The 17,473-nt window shown below is 65.2% G+C and carries 11 protein-coding genes; 7 read left to right on the top strand and 4 right to left on the bottom strand.

Features of this window, described 5'->3' with window-relative positions:
- Positions 1–346: 346 nt before the first annotated feature.
- Positions 347–1,765: an NAD(P)-binding domain-containing protein gene (locus J2X38_RS17785; RefSeq protein WP_405053471.1), complete on the bottom strand. Its 1,419-nt coding sequence runs from the start codon at positions 1,763–1,765 to the stop codon at positions 347–349.
- Positions 1,766–2,241: 476 nt separating this feature from the next.
- Between J2X38_RS17785 and J2X38_RS17780 the strand changes: the two genes are divergently transcribed.
- The 7 genes from J2X38_RS17780 (at position 2,242) to J2X38_RS17750 (ending at position 12,015) form a co-directional block, all read left to right on the top strand.
- Positions 2,242–2,985 (top strand): hypothetical protein, encoded by a 744-nt coding sequence (locus J2X38_RS17780; RefSeq protein ID WP_310255970.1) that lies wholly within the window; start codon positions 2,242–2,244, stop codon positions 2,983–2,985.
- Positions 2,985–4,592 carry a cytochrome C gene (locus J2X38_RS17775; protein WP_310255968.1) on the top strand — a complete coding sequence of 536 codons (1,608 nt, stop codon included), beginning with the start codon at positions 2,985–2,987 and terminating at the stop codon, positions 4,590–4,592. The genes J2X38_RS17780 and J2X38_RS17775 overlap by 1 nt, the downstream gene beginning before the upstream one ends.
- Positions 4,589–5,056, top strand: a complete 468-nt coding sequence (locus J2X38_RS17770) for a hypothetical protein (protein ID WP_058539323.1) — start codon at positions 4,589–4,591, stop codon at positions 5,054–5,056. Before J2X38_RS17775 ends, J2X38_RS17770 begins: the two co-directional genes overlap by 4 nt.
- Positions 5,053–7,209: a tetratricopeptide repeat protein gene (locus J2X38_RS17765; RefSeq protein ID WP_310255966.1), complete on the top strand. Its 2,157-nt coding sequence runs from the start codon at positions 5,053–5,055 to the stop codon at positions 7,207–7,209. Before J2X38_RS17770 ends, J2X38_RS17765 begins: the two co-directional genes overlap by 4 nt.
- Before the next feature lie 781 nt (positions 7,210–7,990).
- Positions 7,991–9,187: a CoA transferase gene (locus J2X38_RS17760; RefSeq protein WP_310255964.1), complete on the top strand. Its 1,197-nt coding sequence runs from the start codon at positions 7,991–7,993 to the stop codon at positions 9,185–9,187.
- A gap of 18 nt (positions 9,188–9,205) precedes the next feature.
- Positions 9,206–10,420, top strand: a complete 1,215-nt coding sequence (locus J2X38_RS17755) for an acetyl-CoA C-acetyltransferase (RefSeq protein WP_310255961.1) — start codon at positions 9,206–9,208, stop codon at positions 10,418–10,420.
- Between the two features lie 2 nt (positions 10,421–10,422).
- Positions 10,423–12,015: an acyl-CoA dehydrogenase family protein gene (locus J2X38_RS17750; RefSeq protein WP_310255959.1), complete on the top strand. Its 1,593-nt coding sequence runs from the start codon at positions 10,423–10,425 to the stop codon at positions 12,013–12,015.
- Here the strand turns inward: J2X38_RS17750 and J2X38_RS17745 are convergent.
- The 3 genes from J2X38_RS17745 to J2X38_RS17735 are packed head-to-tail and all read right to left on the bottom strand — an operon-like array spanning position 12,012 to position 17,368.
- Complete coding sequence (locus J2X38_RS17745) at positions 12,012–13,175, bottom strand: alginate lyase family protein (RefSeq protein ID WP_310255957.1); 1,164 nt, start codon at positions 13,173–13,175, stop codon at positions 12,012–12,014. The two genes, J2X38_RS17750 and J2X38_RS17745, sit on opposite strands and share 4 nt — an antisense overlap.
- A gap of 9 nt (positions 13,176–13,184) precedes the next feature.
- A complete protein-coding gene (locus J2X38_RS17740) occupies positions 13,185–14,429 on the bottom strand; it encodes an alginate lyase family protein (protein WP_310255955.1) in 1,245 nt (414 codons plus the stop codon).
- Positions 14,426–17,368, bottom strand: a complete 2,943-nt coding sequence (locus J2X38_RS17735; RefSeq protein WP_310255953.1) for a TonB-dependent receptor — start codon at positions 17,366–17,368, stop codon at positions 14,426–14,428. The genes J2X38_RS17740 and J2X38_RS17735 overlap by 4 nt, the downstream gene beginning before the upstream one ends.
- Between the last annotated feature and the right edge of the window lie 105 nt (positions 17,369–17,473).

Raw genomic sequence — 17,473 nt, 5'->3', positions numbered from 1 at the left:
TTATAGTGGCTTAGGCTAGAAAAACTTGCTCTGGCGTAGGCTGGCGCAAACATGCTAGTACCCCCTCCGAAGGCAGAGGCCAGGGGTTCGAATCCCTTCGGGTGCGCCATTTCCTTTATACTTCAAATATTTGACTAGATTCCGGCGATTTGCGCGGGAGCGTGGATTTTGCCGCATAAGCATCTCGTTCGTGAGGCAATGCCATTACGCGTCATATTCGTCCCGCCGCGGTCCGAATCATGTTCGGGCATGGCACTTTGGGCCCGATGTCGGCCGTTCAGATTATTGAAGATTCGCCCTCAAAGCGGACGTTAGGCACCACAGGTCCCCAAGATATGATGGTGCATCAGGCCGCCTGCAGATTTGCCTCCTTGGTCGCGTTTACCGGATCGATCGCAATTGCGGGAGAAGCCGTACCGAACCTGCGCTCCACGCGAATGCCCATCGATTGCAGAAGGCCTGTGGATAACTCGCCGCCCGCGCAGACTATGACATCGTCGTTCGGCAGGTCGAACAATTCGGCGTGGTGCCGAAGGGAGATGGCGCCATGCCGCACCTCCTCGACAGACGATTGGAGGTATAGCGTGACCAGGCCCTCCGCCGCCGCCGCGGCGATCGCATCGCGATTCTGCCGTCGCGTCCGGTTAAAGGCATCTCGCCGATAGGAAAGGGTGACCTGGGTGCCCGGCTGATCCGCCAATGCGACAGCGGCCTCGATCGCGCTGTCGCCGCCGCCGACGACCAGCACGCGCCGGCCGGCATATTGCGCCGGGTCGGTCAGGCGATAGACGACGTTGCTCCGATCCTCGCCCGGCACGCCCAGCTTGCGCGGGGTTCCGCGCCGGCCGATTGCCAGCAGCACCCGCCGGGCGCGATACACGCCGTTCGCTGTTCTGACCGTAAAGCCCCGGTTGCCGGGCGTGACATCCACCACCTTTTCGTTGCAGCGGATATGCAGCCCGGTCCGCTCGATGACATCCTGCCATATTCCCAGCAACGCTTCCTTGCGGATTTCACGGAAGCGGAGTTCGCCGAAGAGCGGCAGTTTTACCGGTGCGGTCATAATCAGCTTGTTGCGCGGGAAATGCGCTACGGTTCCGCCCAGACTATCTTGCTCGACCGTTTCGAAGCGCAGGCCGAGTTCCATCGCCCGCAGGCTGGCGGCAATGCCCGCCGGACCCGCGCCGACGACCATCAGGTCGAGCATGTCGTGCGCATCATCGCCTTCGTTCGCGGCGGCGATCGCGTCGACAGCCTCGGTCCCCTGCTTCACGGCGTTGCGGATCAGCCCCATGCCGCCGATTTCGCCGGCGAGATAGATGCCGGGGACATTGGTTTCGAAATCGGGACTGACGAACGGAATGTCGATGCCGCGCGTGGCCGTGCCGAAGACCAGCGCCAGCGCGTCGGCTGGGCATGCCTGCTGGCAGGCGCCGTGCCCGATGCAGCGGGTCGGGTCGATGAGCGTGGCTTTCCCCTCCAAGAGGCCGAGCACGTCGCCTTCGGGGCACGCCAGCACACATGCCGAGCAGCCGATGCATTTGGCGGTGTCGATGACGGGGTGGAGCGAATTGGGCTCGGTCAGCCCTGCGTCGCGCGCATCTTCCAATATGGTGTGACTTTTGCGCTCGATCGCGCGGTGCCGCGCCCAATAGCTCAGCCAGATGGGCAATGCCGGGAGCGCGTAGGCGAGCGCCGCCGTGTCAAACGGCAGTTTTGGTAACGCCGCGAGGGCGTCGGCGAAAACCGCCGGGTCAAAGGGCATTGCGACTCCATCATATGTCTGCGGATTTTTCCGCTATTTTCCCCTCTGGAAGCCCTCCGCGGCCCTAAGAGCCGTCCTTGTCACAAGAGGAAAGACCCCCTGCGCCCGGCGGTGCGGCATTCGCGTCGATGGGAGGTTCAAGCCGCGTCGCTGTTCGGCGCTCGGGGCGGCGAGCGATATGGATTTTTGACCACGGCTGCGTTCAGTTCTTTTGAAATCAATGTGCAAAATCTGGAAGGAGTAGGCCAAATTATATAGATAGACTAATAATTTGTCATGCCGAAGAGGGAGGTCTAGCCTAGTAAACATGCCCTAGAGGGTGAACCAAAATGGAGTCGGAACAGCTCACTCTCGTAGCCAGAGAGGCGTCGGCACCCCAAAGGAAAGCAATTGTTTCTTTTGAAACAGTTTTTTCCTTCCTCATTTTATTGTTCATACCTGCCGCCATCTTATGGGGCTGGTGGCATCGCGCGGAATTGCCGACGCCCGAGGATGGCCTTGGTTATGCGCTCGGGATCATCGGCGTGACGATGATGGCCATTCTCATGATCTATCCGCTCCGCAAAAGGCTGACCGGAGCAACATGGATGGGGTCGGTCGGCACCTGGTTTCGCATCCACATGCTGCTTGGCCTGCTCGGGCCGCTGGTCATTCTTTACCATGCGCGCTTTACCTGGGCGGCGACGAACAGCGGTGTCGCCCTGCTTGCCTTGCTGGTGGTCGTCGCGAGCGGGCTTTTCGGGCGCTTTCTATATGTCCATATCCATCGCGGATATTCGCAGCGAAAGCTGGAGGTTCGGGATTTTCTCGACGAACTTGGCGAATCGCGGCTCCTGCTCGACGCCGATGGCGACGCCGGTCACCTCATCGTCGGCTATCTTCGCGAGCTTGAGCGGCACGCCCTCGAAAAGCGGTCCAATCTGTTTCATGGCGCGTTCGCGGTCTTTTCGATCACGGCCCGGACATGGCTGTTCGCCTGGCGGCTCCGAGGTGTCGTGCGTGCCGAACTGGCACGGGAGGCTTCGCTTCCGGGCCGGCGGGCAACCGACAGCGAGGCGTTGATCGACCATCTGACGCGCTATCTGCAGTCGATCCGCGACGTCGGCGGGTTCGCCTTCTACGACCGCCTGTTCCGGGCCTGGCATTATCTGCACGTGCCGCTGTTCCTGTTCCTCGCGATGACCGTGGCGCTGCACGTCCTCGCCGTCCATATGTACTGATGTCGCGGACCTCGGTCCTTGTCGGCGCGCTCGTGCTGCTGGCGATGATCGGGGGACTGTTCGCGTTGCGCCCGACGCTGGAGCGACTGGTCAGCCCCGGCCCGCTGCGCCCCGCGCATGCGAAGATCGAGGCGCGCTGCGGAGCCTGCCATTATTCCTTCACCCCGTCGGCCGAGAATGGCAAGTGCAAGGCATGCCATGCCGACGTCGCCAACGACGTCCGCCTGCGCACCGGCTTTCACGGTCGCACGCCATCGGCCGCGAAACAGCAATGCCGTGCCTGCCATCTCGAGCATCAGGGCGCGGTCCAATTCGCCGCGAACCTCAAGGGCACCGGCTTCGACCATGGCAAGATCGATTTTCCGATCCACGGCAAGCATCGCGGCGTCGCCTGCGCGAACTGCCACAAGTCCGGAATGAAGTTTCGTGCCGCGCCCGCTGCCTGCGTTGCCTGCCATGTCAAAGAGGATGTTCATAGCGGCCGCTTCGGCAAGAATTGCGCCAGCTGCCACAGCGAAAGCGGCTGGAAGATCATCCATAAGTTCGATCACGCGGCGACCGGCTTTCAATTGGTCGGCGCGCATCAGACGGCCGCATGCGCCGATTGCCATGTCGGCAATCGCTTCGCCGGGACGCCGAAACAGTGCGTCGCCTGCCACCTGGCGGACGATGTCCACAAGGGGCGCAACGGAACCGACTGTGCAAGCTGCCATTCGCAGCTGAGCTGGAAGGGCGCCCTGTTCGACCATGAACGGACGCGTTTTCCGCTCGTCGGCCAGCATCGCACGGTTACCTGCACCGCCTGTCACGGCGCGCAGAACGATCGGCTGCGTCCACCGATGCAGTGCGCCGCCTGTCACCGCAAGGACGATGTCCATAAGGGCGTCAACGGCAGCAACTGCGCCACCTGCCATTCGCCTGCCAGCTGGAAAGGCGCGTTTTTCGATCACAACAAGGCGACGCGTTTTCCGCTGCTCGGGGCGCACAAGCGGGTGCGCTGCGCCACCTGCCACGTCAAACCTGTGCACAGCTTCAAACCATCGCGCGAATGCGCCGGGTGCCATGTCCGCCAGGATCCGCATCTGGGCAAGCTCGGCCGCAATTGCGCGGCGTGCCACACGCAGGACCGCTGGCGGCCGGCGCCGGGCTTTCATCATGCCGCAACGCGCTTTCCGCTGACCGGCGCCCACAGCCGCGTCGCGTGCGCCGATTGTCACCGGAATACGCAATTCCGCGCCGCAGGTGTCACATGCGCCAGTTGCCACGCCGACATTGCGCACAAGGGCCGGTTCGGCACGCCAGCGAGGTGCGAGACATGCCACACGACCGCGCGCTGGACCGGCGCGCGGTTCAACCATGATCGCACGGGTTTTTCACTGACCGGCCGCCATGCCCGGCTCGCCTGCAACAGCTGCCACACCAGGCCCGCGACGACCGCGCGGCTGCCGGTGGGCTGTTACGGCTGCCACAAGGCTGACGATCATCACGAGGGCCGCTTCGGCACGAAATGCGAAACCTGCCATGTCGGGGGCGACAGCTTCAAGACGGTGCGCGTCCCCGCGAACGCGCGCCGCCATCCGGATTTCGACGGGAGGCACCTGCGATGATCAAAGCCTGGATCGCCCTGCTGGGCTGCTTCCTTGTCGCCGCGCTGGCCGCGGCGGCGACGTCCGATCCGCCGCCGATCAAGGTCATCGACCGCTATGATCATATCTCGACGGGGTTCGTGCTCGACGGGCGGCATGCCGAAATCGGCTGCGACACCTGCCACGCCAAGGCGGTGTTCCGCGGCACGCCGCGCACCTGCGCCGCCTGTCACAACAATGTCCGCGCCGAGGGCAAGACGTTCCGCCACATCCCCACGACCGATGCGTGCGTGTCGTGCCATACCACCAAGGACTGGCTGACCGCGCGCTTCGACCACAGCGGCGTCGTGAGCAACTGCGTCAGCTGCCACAATAATTTCCAGGCGCCCGGCAAGACCGCCAATCACCCGCCGACCGGCAATCAATGCCAGGATTGCCACCGGGCGATCCATTGGAACCAGCTGTTGCCGGGAGCGGCATCATGAGCGCGCATGCCGCCTTCGAAGCCTTGCTCAAGATCGCACTCGCGCTGTTCCTGCTGTTTTGGGCGGGCCATGCCGGGGCACAGCGCGGCGGCGACAAGGTGTTGGCCGACGCGAGCGCCGCGGGCACCATCGACTGCCCGACCGTGACGATCCATTTCACAGGCCCGATCCGTTACAGCGGCGCGGCCCCGACCGACCAGGGAATGGACGTGCGGCTGCGGGTCGAGATGGTGCAGCCCGGCGTTCGGCCTAACCGCGATTTCCTGCCCGTGCCGGGCGGTACGCCGCTGGTCCGCTCTATTGTCTACGAGGCCGACGCCGTCGGCGGACCGGTGCTCGCGATCACTTTTCGCACGCTCACCCGCTTCGAAATCGCCCTGGGACATGACTCGCAAAGCTTGGTGCTGTCGCTGCGCAACATCGCCCTTCAAGGCGGCTGTCCGGTCGAGCAGGCGGCGGACGGCGCCGTCGCGCCGCTGGACGGCGACGAATTGCGCCGTCTCCAGACCGTGGCCGAAGAGGCGGTGGCGGCGGGCCAATATGAAGCCGCCAGCGACGCGCTCGACCGCATCCTTGGCCAACGCGACACCGATTATGCCCCGCGCGCGCTGGAACTCAGCGGCATGATCCACGAACGCCGCGGCGAACGCGGGCCGGCGCGGCTGCGCTATGAGGAATATCTGCGGCGTTTTCCTGGCTCGCCGGGCGCCGACCGGGTCGGGCAGCGGCTGGCGGCGCTGGGCCGGGGTGGCGCGGGCGAGCCCGCACGGCCGAGCGTGGACGGGCGCGAATGGCGCACCACCTTCTCGGGCGGTCTTTCGCAATTTTATTCGCGCGACACCAGCCGCAATGTTTTCGTCGATGCGCGCCGGCGCGATCCGATCGAGGAGATCGACCGACGCGTCAATATCGACCAGCTGCTGACCGCAATCGATATCAACATGGCGACCACCAACGGCGAAACGCGGTTCAGCGCGCGCGCCGCCGGCAGCTATACGCTCGATTGGCGGCCGGTCACGCTTGTCGGCTCCTCGCGCAGTTCGGGCGACGACACCCAGCGCATCGCGGCGCTGTACATCGATACCCAGCATTATCGCCTTGGCCTTTCGGCGCGGATTGGGCGGCAGTCGCTGTTCGGTTCGGGCGTGTTCGGCCGGTTCGACGGCATCCGTGCGGGATGGGAGATCGATCCGTCGTGGACGCTCCACGCGCAGGCGGGGCGTCCGGTCTTTTCGACCCGCACCGACCGGATCGAGCGGGACCGACGTTTCTACGGTTTCACGCTGGGCTATGCGCCGCGCGACAAGCCGTTCGAGCTCAATGCCTATTGGTTCGACCAGAAAAGCGGCGGGCTGACCGACCGGCAGGCGGTGGGCATCGAGGCGCGCTATAGCACGCCGGGCGTCGTTTTGTGGGGGCTGGTCGACTTCGACGTCAGCTTTGGCAAGCTCAGCCATGCCTTCCTGAACGCCACCGTGCCGCTGCGGGGCGGGGGCAGCGTGGGCGTGCAATTCGACCAGCAATATTATCCCCAGCTCTCGCTCACTAACAGCGTGATCGGCCAGTCAGTGCACCGCCTCGGCGAACTCAGGCAGCTGTTCACGCGCCAGACGCTGGAACAATGGGCGCGCGATCGATCGGCACGAACCCGCAGCCTGTCGGTGGTATATACCCAGCCGCTGACACCAAAATGGCAGGCCAATCTCGATCTGGTCCTGTCGCGTACCGGCAGCACCCCGGCATCGGGCGGGGTCGATGCGATCGCGGACAGCGGCACCGAAACTTATCTGGGCGCGCAGATCACTGGAAACGGCATCGTCAGGAAAGGCGACACGCTCATCTTTGGGCTGCGCCATGCGCGGACGGCCCGTTTCAACATCATTTCGTTCGATTCGGCGGCGCGCTTTCCCGTGGGGCCGGTCAGCTTCGAGCCGCGATTCCGTTTCGCGCGGCGCACCGATCGCTTTGGCCCGGGCCACCAAAAAGCCTATCGCCCCAGCCTGCGCGTCACTTACGCCGCGTCGACGAAGGTAGCGCTGGACGCCGAAATCGGCTTCACTTTCCTCGATCAACGATGGTCCGATGCGGCGTTCGTCGGCAAAAGCGAGGAGCGCGCGACGATCTTAAACCTTGGCTATCGTTTTTCGTTCTAGCGGCGACGAATAATGGCGAGCTAGCGGCGACGAATAATGGCGAGCGATGGCAGGCGAACATAGCCTGGCCGGCGTCTGCTTTTCACGACCTGCACCCAGAAGCCGACAGTCCGCTACCGGTCAATGAAGGTGATCCGCGAACGCCGGTTCACGCCCATCTGTCACGCCGCCTAGCAGTTGCCTTTAACCCCATCAGCACAGTCTGCAGCGGATTCAACGTCTTTTCCAGCTCCTTCAACTGTGTTGCAAGCAGACAGAAGCAACAGCGAGCTGCTAATTGCGAAAATTGTCAGAAGCTTTTTCATTCTCTCTCTCCGACGGCGAGGGCGAACCACCCTCCATTTGAGTTTCGATATTTTGACAACAGCTGTTCGCAACGATCGTTCCGTTGCATCGGCGTCAAGCTGGCCGAAACGTTCAAAATGATCGCTAGGCCGGGGGAGAATGAAAAGATCGGATGATATATCTACGCTTGTCCGACGCGAATATCCGGATGCCGAAACCCGGCGCTTCGTCGCTTTCGCGAAAGCGGGGCGTAAGCCACAGGGCTTATTCTGGCAGGATCTGGGTTGGCATTGGCGGAGTTGATTTTCACCTTTTCGGCTTAATATTAGTGGCTTATGTAAGAGATGCCGGCTCTGGCATTGAATGGCATAGCCTGTTAGTACCCGCTCCGAAGGCGGAGGCCGGGGGTTCGAACCCTTAGGATGCGCCAGATAGCTTCCTGCGGCCGTTGAGGCCGGGGATTTCGCGAGAGGCTCTCGGGGGGGATTGGCGCCGGATGTACGACCTGCTGGCCGGCCTGTCGGTGATCGAAGCTTCGTCCTTCGTCGCCTCTCCGACCGCCGGGCTTTATTGCGCGCAAATGGGCGCCGAGGTGATCCGCGTTGATCAGATCGGCGGCGGCCCCGATTTTCGCCGCTGGCCGGTGACCGACGCCAATGATTCGCTCTATTGGGAAAATCTGAACCGCGCGAAAAAGTCGGTCGCGCTCGATCTGGCGCGGCCCGAGGGGCGCGAGCTGCTGCAGGCGCTGGTGCGCGCGACGGGGCAGTTCGTCACCAATTTTCCGGTCGGGGGCTTCCTGTCGCATGCAAAGCTGGCCGAAGGGCGCCCCGACCTCGTCACCATACGCGTGATGGGCTGGGCCGACGGGTCGCCCGCGCTCGACTATACGGTGAACAACAGCGTCGGTTATCCGATGCTGACGGGTGCCGGTCCCGAGCCGGTCAACCATGTGCTGCCCGCGTGGGATCTGCTGACGGGCGCCTATGCCGCCTTTGCGCTGCTCGCGGCGATCCAGCGCCGCACCGTGACCGGCGAGGGCGGCGAGGTGCGCCTGCCGCTCTCCGACGTCGCGATCGGCACCGTCGCCAATCTCGGCGGGGTCGCCGAAATGCTCTATTCGGGGGCGAACCGCCCGCGCCTCGGCAATGCCGTCTATGGCCTGTTCGGGCGCGATTTTGTCACGGCGGACGGCCGGCGGACGATGATCGTCGTCGTCACGCCGCGCCAATGGGCCAATCTGATCGCGGCGCTGGGTCTCGCCGAAGCGATCGCGGCGATCGAGGCGGCGCGCGGCGTGTCCTTTGCGGCCGACGACGGGCTGCGTTTCACGCATCGCGACGCGCTCTATCCGCTGTTCGAGGCGGCCATAGCAAGCCGCGATCATGCCGATCTCGCCGCCGCGTTCGACGCGGGCGGCATCGTTCATTCGCCCTACCGCACGATGCACGATGCGGTGCAGGATCCGACGCTGGTCGGCGACAATCCGATCTTCGGGCACGCCGACAATCCTAGCGGTTTCGCCTATCCCGCCGCGGGCGCCTTTGCGACATTGCCGCAGGCGGAACGCCAGCCGCCGCGCGCCGCACCGCGCAACGGGCAGCATAGCGAGGAAATCCTGAGCGAGCGCCTGTCGCTTTCATCGGGCGAGCTTGCCCGGCTGATCGATGCCGGTATCGTCGGTATCGCCTGACCATGGAGAAATGAAGACATGACCCTGCGCCGCGCCGCCATCGTCGCCCCGATCCGCACCGCCGTCGGCAAGTTCGGCGGCGCGCTGTCCTCGCTGACCGCGGGCGAGCTGGGCGCGGTGATCCTGAAGGCGCTGGTCGAACGGACGAAGATCGACCCGTCGCGCGTCGACGACGTCGTTTTCAGCCAAGGCTATGGCAATGGCGAGGCGCCGAGCATCGGCCACTGGTCGTGGCTCGCCGCCGGACTGCCGCTCGAAGTGCCGGGATATCAGCTCGATCGCCGCTGCGGTTCGGGGTTGCAGGCGGTGATCAACGCCGCGATGATGGTCCAGACGGGCATGTCCGACGTCGTCGTCGCGGGCGGCGTCGAATCGATGTCGAACGTCGAACATTATTCGACCGACATTCGTAAGGGGGTTCGCGCGGGCAACCTCACGCTCCACGACCGGCTGACGCGCGGGCGGCTGATGTCGCAGCCGGTCGAGCGCTTCGGTGTCATCACGGGCATGATCGAGACCGCCGAAAATCTGGCCAAGGATTATGATATCGGCCGTGAGGCATGCGACGCCTATGCGGTGCGCAGCCACCAGCGCGCCGCCGCCGCCTGGGCGAACGGCCTGTTCGACGACGAGCTGGTGCCGGTATCGGTGCCACAAAAAAAGGGCGATCCAGTCGTCTTCGCGCACGACGAGGGTTACCGCGCCGACGCGACGCTCGAGACGCTCGGCAAGCTGCGCCCGCTCGAAGGCGGGGTCGTGACCGCAGGCAATGCGAGCCAGCAGAATGACGCCGCGGCGGCATGCCTTGTCGTCGCCGAGGACAAGCTCGATGAACTCGGGCTCACACCCATAGCTTGGTATCACAGCTCGGCGGCGGCGGGCTGCGATCCGAGCCGGATGGGCATCGGGCCGGTGCCCGCGGTCGAGCGTCTGTTTGCGCGCAGCGGGCTCGGCTGGGGCGATATCGACCTCGTCGAACTCAACGAAGCCTTCGCGCCGCAGGTGCTTGCGGTGCTGAAGGGCTGGGGCTGGTCGGACGACGACAGCCGGAACGAAATCCTCAACGTCAATGGATCGGGCATCTCGCTTGGCCACCCGATCGGCGCGACGGGCGGGCGCATCCTCGCGAACCTGACGCGCGAGCTGGTGCGCCGCGACGGACGTTACGGGCTCGAGACGATGTGCATCGGCGGCGGGCAGGGCATCGCCGCGATCTTCGAGCGCGCTGCCTGAGCATGGCCGATTTGCGCGAGGCGCTGACGGCGGCGCAGGTCTATCGCGCCGCGGCCGAGGCGGCGCTTGCCGAACGGTTGGCGCAGGCGCCGATCGACCGCGAGCAGCGTGCGGCGCATGGCTTTGCGTGGGTCGCGACAACGGTCGCGGCGCTGGAGGCGGTGCTGGAATGGTGCGAGTCCGGCCGGGAGACGAACCCGCTCGATACGAAAATCGCGGTGCTCGCCTTTGCCGAGGGGATCGGCCAGCTCGTCGGCGGGTTGCCGATGGGGCAGAATGAGATTTTCCGCCCGGCCGATCTTGGCCTGGGCGCCGAGGCGCGCTCGCTCGCCGATAGCTGTGCCGACCTGCTCGACGCCGATCATGCGGCGATGCGCGCCGAGGTCGCGGCTGCGCTCGCCGACGGCCATTGGCCAAGCGAGACATTGCACGACGCCGATCTCGATTCGATCCGCGACCAGTATCGCCGCTTCACCGATGTGGAGATCGTCCCGCACGCGCACGGCTGGCATCTCGCGAACGACCTGATCCCCGATGCGACGGTGCAGGCGATGGCCGACCTCGGCACCTTCGGCGTCTGCATCCCCGAGGCGTTCGGCGGGCTCGGCCTGTCGAAGCTGGTGATGTGCATCGTCACCGAGGAATTGTCGCGCGGCTGGATCGGCGCGGGGTCGCTCGGCACGCGGTCCGAGATCGCAGGCGAATTGATCGCGACGGGGGGCACCGACGCGCAAAAGGCCGAATGGCTGCCGCGGATCGCGAGCGGCGAGATATTGCCGACCGCGGTGTTCACCGAACCCGACGTCGGGTCGGACCTTGGGTCATTGCAGACGCGCGCGCGCCGCGACGGCGATCATTGGGTGATCGATGGTGCGAAGACCTGGATCACCCACGCCGCGCGCTCGGACCTGATGACCTTGCTCGCGCGAACGGTTCCCGATGCGAAGGGCTATGCCGGCTTGTCGATGCTGCTCGTCCCCAAGCCGCGCGGGAGCGAGGCCGAACCGTTCCCCGCCGTCGGGATGAGCGGCAGCGAGATCGAAGTGCTCGGCTATCGCGGGATGCGCGAATATGCGTTGCAGTTCGACGCGATGAAAGCGCCCGCCGACGCGCTGCTCGGCGGCGAAGAGGGGCAGGGGTTCAAGCAGCTCATGCGGACCTTCGAAGGCGCGCGCATCCAGACCGCCGCGCGCGCGGTCGGGGTGGCGCGGCGCGCGCTCGAGCTCGGGCTGGATTATGCGCTCAGCCGCAAGCAGTTCGGCAAGGCGATCGTCCATTTCCCGCGCGTGTCGGACAAGCTGGCGATGAGCCTCGTAGACTTCGTGATGGCGCGCGAGCTCAGCTACGCCGCCGCGCGCGCCAAGGACTCGGGCAAGCGCTGCGATATCGAGGCGGGCATGGCGAAGCTGCTTGCCGCGCGCGCCGCCTGGTCGAACGCCGACGCGAGCCTGCAGATCCACGGCGGCAACGGCTATGCGCTCGAATATGAGATCAGCCGGGTGCTGTGCGACGCGCGCATCCTCAATATCTTCGAAGGCGCGGCGGAGATTCAGGCGCAGGTGATCGCGCGCGGGCTGGTCGGCGGGCGCAACTAGAGCCAGAGCAGGGGCTGGCGCACCGGGAAATTGCGCACGACCTCGCCGATGGTCGGATCCGGATTGAGGCGCTGCCAGAGGTCCAGCCAGTCGCTGCGCTTTTGCGCGATGCCGCCGAAGAGCAGGCTCGGCTGGCGCACCGGGAAGCCGTCCCGATATTCGACGTCGGGCGGCAGCGGCCATTTCGCCTTGTCCGCGATGAACGGCGCCATCCACGCGATCGCGCCGCCGATCGAGCGGCCGTCTGGGGTCTTCCAGCCGATCAGTTCACTGCCGCCGAGCAGCCACGCCGACGCGGTGAGCACATCGAGATTGAAGAGCGAATAGGCGTAGGGCTTGGTGCGCGCGAGTTCGAGCGGCTGGCGGCCATCGGGCTCGATCTGCGTCGGGATGATCACGGTTTGAAGCCGGCCCCGCGCATCCTCGAGAATATCGGTGCGGCCAAGCAACGCGGCAAAGCACGCCGCCTGGAGCAGCCAGCAGGTACCATGGTTGTTCTTTTCGTCGCGTTCGGTGGTGCCGAAGCGCGAGGTGGTGAGCCAGTCGAGATAGGCGGCGAACCAGCCCTCGACGCCCGCGCGGATCGCCGCATAGCCCGGTGCATCGCGCTTGGCGAACAGCGCGGCGGCGCGCGCGACCTCGACGATCTGCAGCGTGTCGATCACCCCGATCGCGCGGCCGCTGTTCACGCCGATGATCGCCTGCGCGTGGTTCAGGTTCGGGTTCATCCGCGTTTTCGGATCGACGAACCACGCGGTCAGGTGGCGCATCGCGGCGCCCGCAAAACGCGTCTCGCCGGTGAGGTCCCACAGCGCCGCAAGCGCGGGCACGGTGCGGCCGAAGGCGATCAGCGCGTCGCGGTGGCCGTCGAACTTGTCGGGGTTCGAGCGGCCGTCGCGGCGCACATAGGGACCGCCGGGGTTTGCCGGGTCGGGCCACCAATAATCGCCCTCGGAATAATAGTCGTGCGGCCCCGCGGGGCTGCGCGGCGCGGGAATGGCGGCGATCGTGCGCGGTTCGGCGCCGAGCAGCGCTGCGGCTCGCGGTAGCAGGCGGCGGCGCTCGATCGCGCGGATATCGAGCGCGCCGGGCCGCGGGCGCGCCCATGCCGCCGGTGCGGCGAGCAGTGCGGTGAGGAGCAGAGTGCGGCGTGCGATCATCCTGTGTCCTTACCGGGAGCGATGGCGCAGCAACAGGTCGCCGCCGATGCTGCGCGGATAGGCGCCGGGTCCCCAGGCATCGTCGGCGCGGACGAGCAGCGCGTCGAGCGTGTCGGCGGGCCAGCCTTGCTCCTTGTACGGCCAGTCGGCGCCGCGGCCGCGCCAGGCGGCGACATAGTCGGTTGCCTTGCGCAGCGAGCGGCCCTTTTCGTCGGCGCGATACAGGTCGATGCCGAGGCATGCCGCGCTATCCGCAACCGTATAGGCGGCACCCAGCGCATAGAGCGAATAATGGAAGCTGCGTGTGCGAGTCAGTTCCTCGGGCAGCGCGCCCGATGCGTCGATCTGCTGCGCGATCCGGGCCTTGGGAAAGGCCGCGACGATCGCGCGCGCGATGTCGGGCCTCCGCGCGAAGAGCGCGAAGCGTGCGGCCTGCGCGTCGTACCAGAGCCCGTGGTTGTTCGACGCCTTGCCCTCGGCCTTGCCGTTCGGGCTGCTCAGCATCCAGTCGAGATAGCGCGAAAACCAGCCTTCGAGCGCGGTCGTCTCGACCGGCGTCAATGCGCCCGACGGGCCGATCAGCCCTACGGCGTCGATCACGCCGATAAAGCTCGCGCCGTCGAGTACGCCTTCGGGGCGGCCGTTCGACACGCCCGGCACCGCCTGCGCAAAATTCATGTTCGGATTCATCGCGGTGGCGGGGTCGAGGAACCAGGCGCGGATCGCCTGCGCCGCACCCGCGGCATATTTGCGGTCGCTGCTGTAATAGTAGGCAAGCGCGAGCGTGTCGGCTTCGCGCGCCATGCGGCTGAGCGCCGAGCGGTCGAAGCGGCTTGATTCGATATCGGGATTGGTGTCGCCGTCGCGGCGCACATAGGCGCCTTTCGGATTCGCGGGGTTCGGCCACCAATAACGCGCGAGGCTGACATAATCGTGGCGGTCGCCCGACACCGGAATGCTGCGCTTGTCCATCACCGACGCGGGTTTTGCCGCGAGCGCCTTGTCGGCGCGCGCGATCAGCTCGCGGTACGCCGCGCCGATCGCGGCATCATTAGGCAGCGCCGCCTTGATCGCCGCAAGATCATCGGGGCGTAGCGTGAAGGTGCGGCGCCCATCGAACGATGCCGAATAGCCTTCGCTCGCAGCGCAGACAGGCGCTGCGGGCGCCGAGGAAAAAGCCGCCGCCGCGGACGGAAAATACGCGGCGGCGGCCAGGATAGCCCAAGGGAGTCGGGCTAAGGTCGCTGGCTTCACAGGCGGACCCGGAAGCCGAAGAAATATTGCGGGCCGCTGCGCGACACTTCGGCGATGCTGTCATACCCGCCCTTGTGCATGATATCCTGCGTGTTCGTGACGTTGAGCGCCTGCAGCTTGACCTGGACATTCTTGGTGAGGTCGTACTGCGCCGAGAGATTCAGGTAGGTGCCGCCGCGGATCTCGCGGTTGGTGCCGCCGTTCGGCTTGTAATAGCCCGAGCGGTAACGAAGGTTGGCGCGGAGCGAGAGGCCCCATTTTTCGAACCAAACCGACCCGCTCGCGGTCCATTTCGACAGCCCGATCAGATTGGCCGGGTCGACATAGTCGGCGATCGGCGAGGTGTCGGGATATTCGAAATTGGCAAAGGCGCGGTTGACCGAACCCTGGATGCCGAACCCGTCGAGCGGATCGGGAAGCCAGGTGAAGGCGTGGCTCGCGGTCGCTTCGACCCCATAGAGATGCCGCGTTTCGGCGTCGTTCGTCGGGGCCACCGGGGCGATGGTGACGGTTTCGGTCACCGGCGCGCCGCCGTCGCGGATCGTCGTGATCGTAACATCGGTGGGGATAGGCTCCTCGGCGCTGATCACCGTGCCTTTCGCCCATTTATAATAGCCCGCGACCGAGATCAGCGTGTCCTGCGAGGCGTAAAGCTCGAGGCTGGCGTCGAGGTTCCACGCGCGCAGCGGCTTGAGGTTCGGGTTGCCCGTCGTCGCGTTGAAGATGATATTGTCGACCCCCGTCGCCGAGGTCGTCGGGTTGAGATTGACCCCCGCGCCGAAGCTTTCGATCCCCGAGCGCGCGATGGCGCGATAGGCGGCGAGGCGCAATTTGACCTCTTGCGACAAGTCGAAGGCGATATTCGCCGACGGCAGGAAATAATTGTAGCTGCCTTTGACGCGGTTCGTTTCGAGTGGGCGGGTCGGGTCGACGCCGATCGAATAGGTATCGCCGACGCTGTCGATGACGATACGATAGGGCTGGCGGAACCCGATCGAGGTGATGTCGGTCTTGACCCAGCGCAGGCCGATATTGCCGCTGAACGGCACGTTGCCCGCATCGGATTCGAAATTCGCCATCGCATAGGCGGCATAGATGCGTTCGGTGACGTCGATGTCGCTGGGGTCTCGGCCGTCGGCGGGGTAGGGCAGCGCATCGTCGCTGCCAGCAAAGGTGCGGAACAGGCAGTCGTTGTCGAAGGTCGCCCAGCGTGTGACGTTTGTCCCCATGCCCTTCATATAGGAGGAGGTGGTGAAGGGGACGCGGCACTGCTGGTTCGCCTGCGTGATCAGCTGCGCCGGCGTCTGGCCGTTGATGGCGGCCAGTGTGTTGAGGTCGTTGTTGCGCGCATTGTCGTTGGTGCGATTGTGGTCGGAGACCCGGCCACCGAATTTCACGCTGGTGACGAAGCCGTCGAGCTCGCGGTCGATGTCGAGCCGCGCGGCCCAGATCCGGTCGGTGCGGTCGGTGACGAAGCGGCGCCGGGCATAGACCGCGTTGGCAGCGTTCGCGAGGAACAGATTGGGGTCGGTGATGTCGAAATTGTCGAATGCGACGACCGGCACGACATCGTCGCCCTCATAGGTCAGCGTATAGCCGACACGGCGCGTCGAGCGCATGCGCGTCTGCTTCTGCGTCTCGGTGCGGTGGCTGTTCGAATAGGAGGCGTCGAAGGCGACGTTCCAGCGGTCGGGCGACCAGATCAGGCTTAAACCGCCGCCCAGATATTCCTCGACGCGGCGGCGCGTTTCGAGCTGGTTTTCGAGGTTCGAATTGCCGCGATAGCTCATCAGCGCGCCGCGCGAATAGCCGTTGTCGCCGTTGCCGATGACCAGCGGCTGGACCCCGCGCAGCCCCTCGGTGATGCCGAGGACGTTGCGGTCCTCGAGGCTGTTGCGCTTTGAATATTGGCCGTCGATCGCGATTTCGAAATCGGGCGACGGGCGCCACTGGATCGCACCGATCAGCCCGTCGCGAACCTCGGAGGTCTGCTGGGTGCGGAAGCTGCGCGACGTATTGGCGAAATAGGCGGGGCCTCGCGTTTCGCCGACGACCACGGGCGGCGCGCCGGCGCTCGGCGCAACCGAGCGTGGACCGGTCGCGAACGTACAATTCTGGCTGGCGCCCGCCGCGATCTGCGCGGCGGCGCTGCCGGTCAGCTGAAAGGGATTGTTCGCCGAGGTGTTGCAGAGCTGGAAGGTCGAATTGGCGTTATAATAATCCTCGGGCGCGGTCGTGTCCTGCCGCTGGTAACCGATCGACACGCCGATATCGCCGAGCCCGGTTTCGAACTGGTCGGTGTAGGAGAAATTGGCGCGATAGCCGAGGCCGTCGTGCTGATAGACATCATTGTCCTGCGGCTGGAAATCGCCGCGCACCTCGAACTGGATGCGGCGCTTGCCGTAATCGAGCGGCTTCATCGACTTGAGTTCGATCACCCCGCCGACGCCGCCCTCGAGGAAATCGGCGCGCTGGGTTTTATAGACGAGCACGCCGTTGACGAGTTCGGACGGGAATTGCTGGAAGGCGACCGAGCGGTCGGGTCCGGCGGTCGACACCTCACGCCCGTTAAAGGTCGAGAAGCTCAGGGTCGGGCCAAGGCCGCGCACCGACAGCTCGTTGGCGTTGCCCTTGAAGCGGTCGGCCGAGACGCCGACGATGCGTTCGAGCGTGTCGCCGACCGAATTGTCGGGGGTCGCGCCGATTTCGTCGCTGACGAGGCCGTCGACGACGACGTCGGCGGCGCGCTTGAATTCGATCGAGCTGCGCTGCGTCGCACGGGTGCCGGTGACGAGGATTTCGTCACCGCCATCGACCGCCGCCGCCTGTTCGCTCTCGATTTCGGCGGGGGCTTCCTGCGCCCACGCCGGCATCGCAGTAAATAGCGCAGCGGACGCCAGCAGGGCGGCGCGGGTCGGCAAGGCCGATGGTGACTTCATTTCCCTCTCCTTTTGTGGCGCCGCCTCTGGTGGCGGCACTGACCCGGTTGATACCGGTGTCAATTTTAGTTGTCATACAACTTGAGAAATGTATGACAACTTTGA

Origin of the sequence: Sphingopyxis sp. BE235 (assembly GCF_031457175.1) — a bacterium.
Taxonomy (GTDB): Bacteria; Pseudomonadota; Alphaproteobacteria; order Sphingomonadales; family Sphingomonadaceae; genus Sphingopyxis.
Note: the sequence above shows the minus strand (reverse complement) of the source record. Positions and strands in the feature narration are given on the sequence as shown.

What these genes read in the sequence shown, in the direction of transcription:
- J2X38_RS17785 (WP_405053471.1), bottom strand. Translation starts at nt 1,765, where the DNA reads ATGCCCTTTGACCCGGCGGTTTTCGCCGACGCCCTCGCGGCGTTACCA.
- J2X38_RS17775 (WP_310255968.1), top strand. Translation starts at nt 2,985, where the DNA reads ATGTCGCGGACCTCGGTCCTTGTCGGCGCGCTCGTGCTGCTGGCGATG.
- J2X38_RS17770 (WP_058539323.1), top strand. Translation starts at nt 4,589, where the DNA reads ATGATCAAAGCCTGGATCGCCCTGCTGGGCTGCTTCCTTGTCGCCGCG.
- J2X38_RS17765 (WP_310255966.1), top strand. Translation starts at nt 5,053, where the DNA reads ATGAGCGCGCATGCCGCCTTCGAAGCCTTGCTCAAGATCGCACTCGCG.
- J2X38_RS17760 (WP_310255964.1), top strand. Translation starts at nt 7,991, where the DNA reads ATGTACGACCTGCTGGCCGGCCTGTCGGTGATCGAAGCTTCGTCCTTC.
- J2X38_RS17755 (WP_310255961.1), top strand. Translation starts at nt 9,206, where the DNA reads ATGACCCTGCGCCGCGCCGCCATCGTCGCCCCGATCCGCACCGCCGTC.
- J2X38_RS17750 (WP_310255959.1), top strand. Translation starts at nt 10,423, where the DNA reads ATGGCCGATTTGCGCGAGGCGCTGACGGCGGCGCAGGTCTATCGCGCC.
- J2X38_RS17745 (WP_310255957.1), bottom strand. Translation starts at nt 13,175, where the DNA reads ATGATCGCACGCCGCACTCTGCTCCTCACCGCACTGCTCGCCGCACCG.
- J2X38_RS17735 (WP_310255953.1), bottom strand. Translation starts at nt 17,368, where the DNA reads ATGAAGTCACCATCGGCCTTGCCGACCCGCGCCGCCCTGCTGGCGTCC.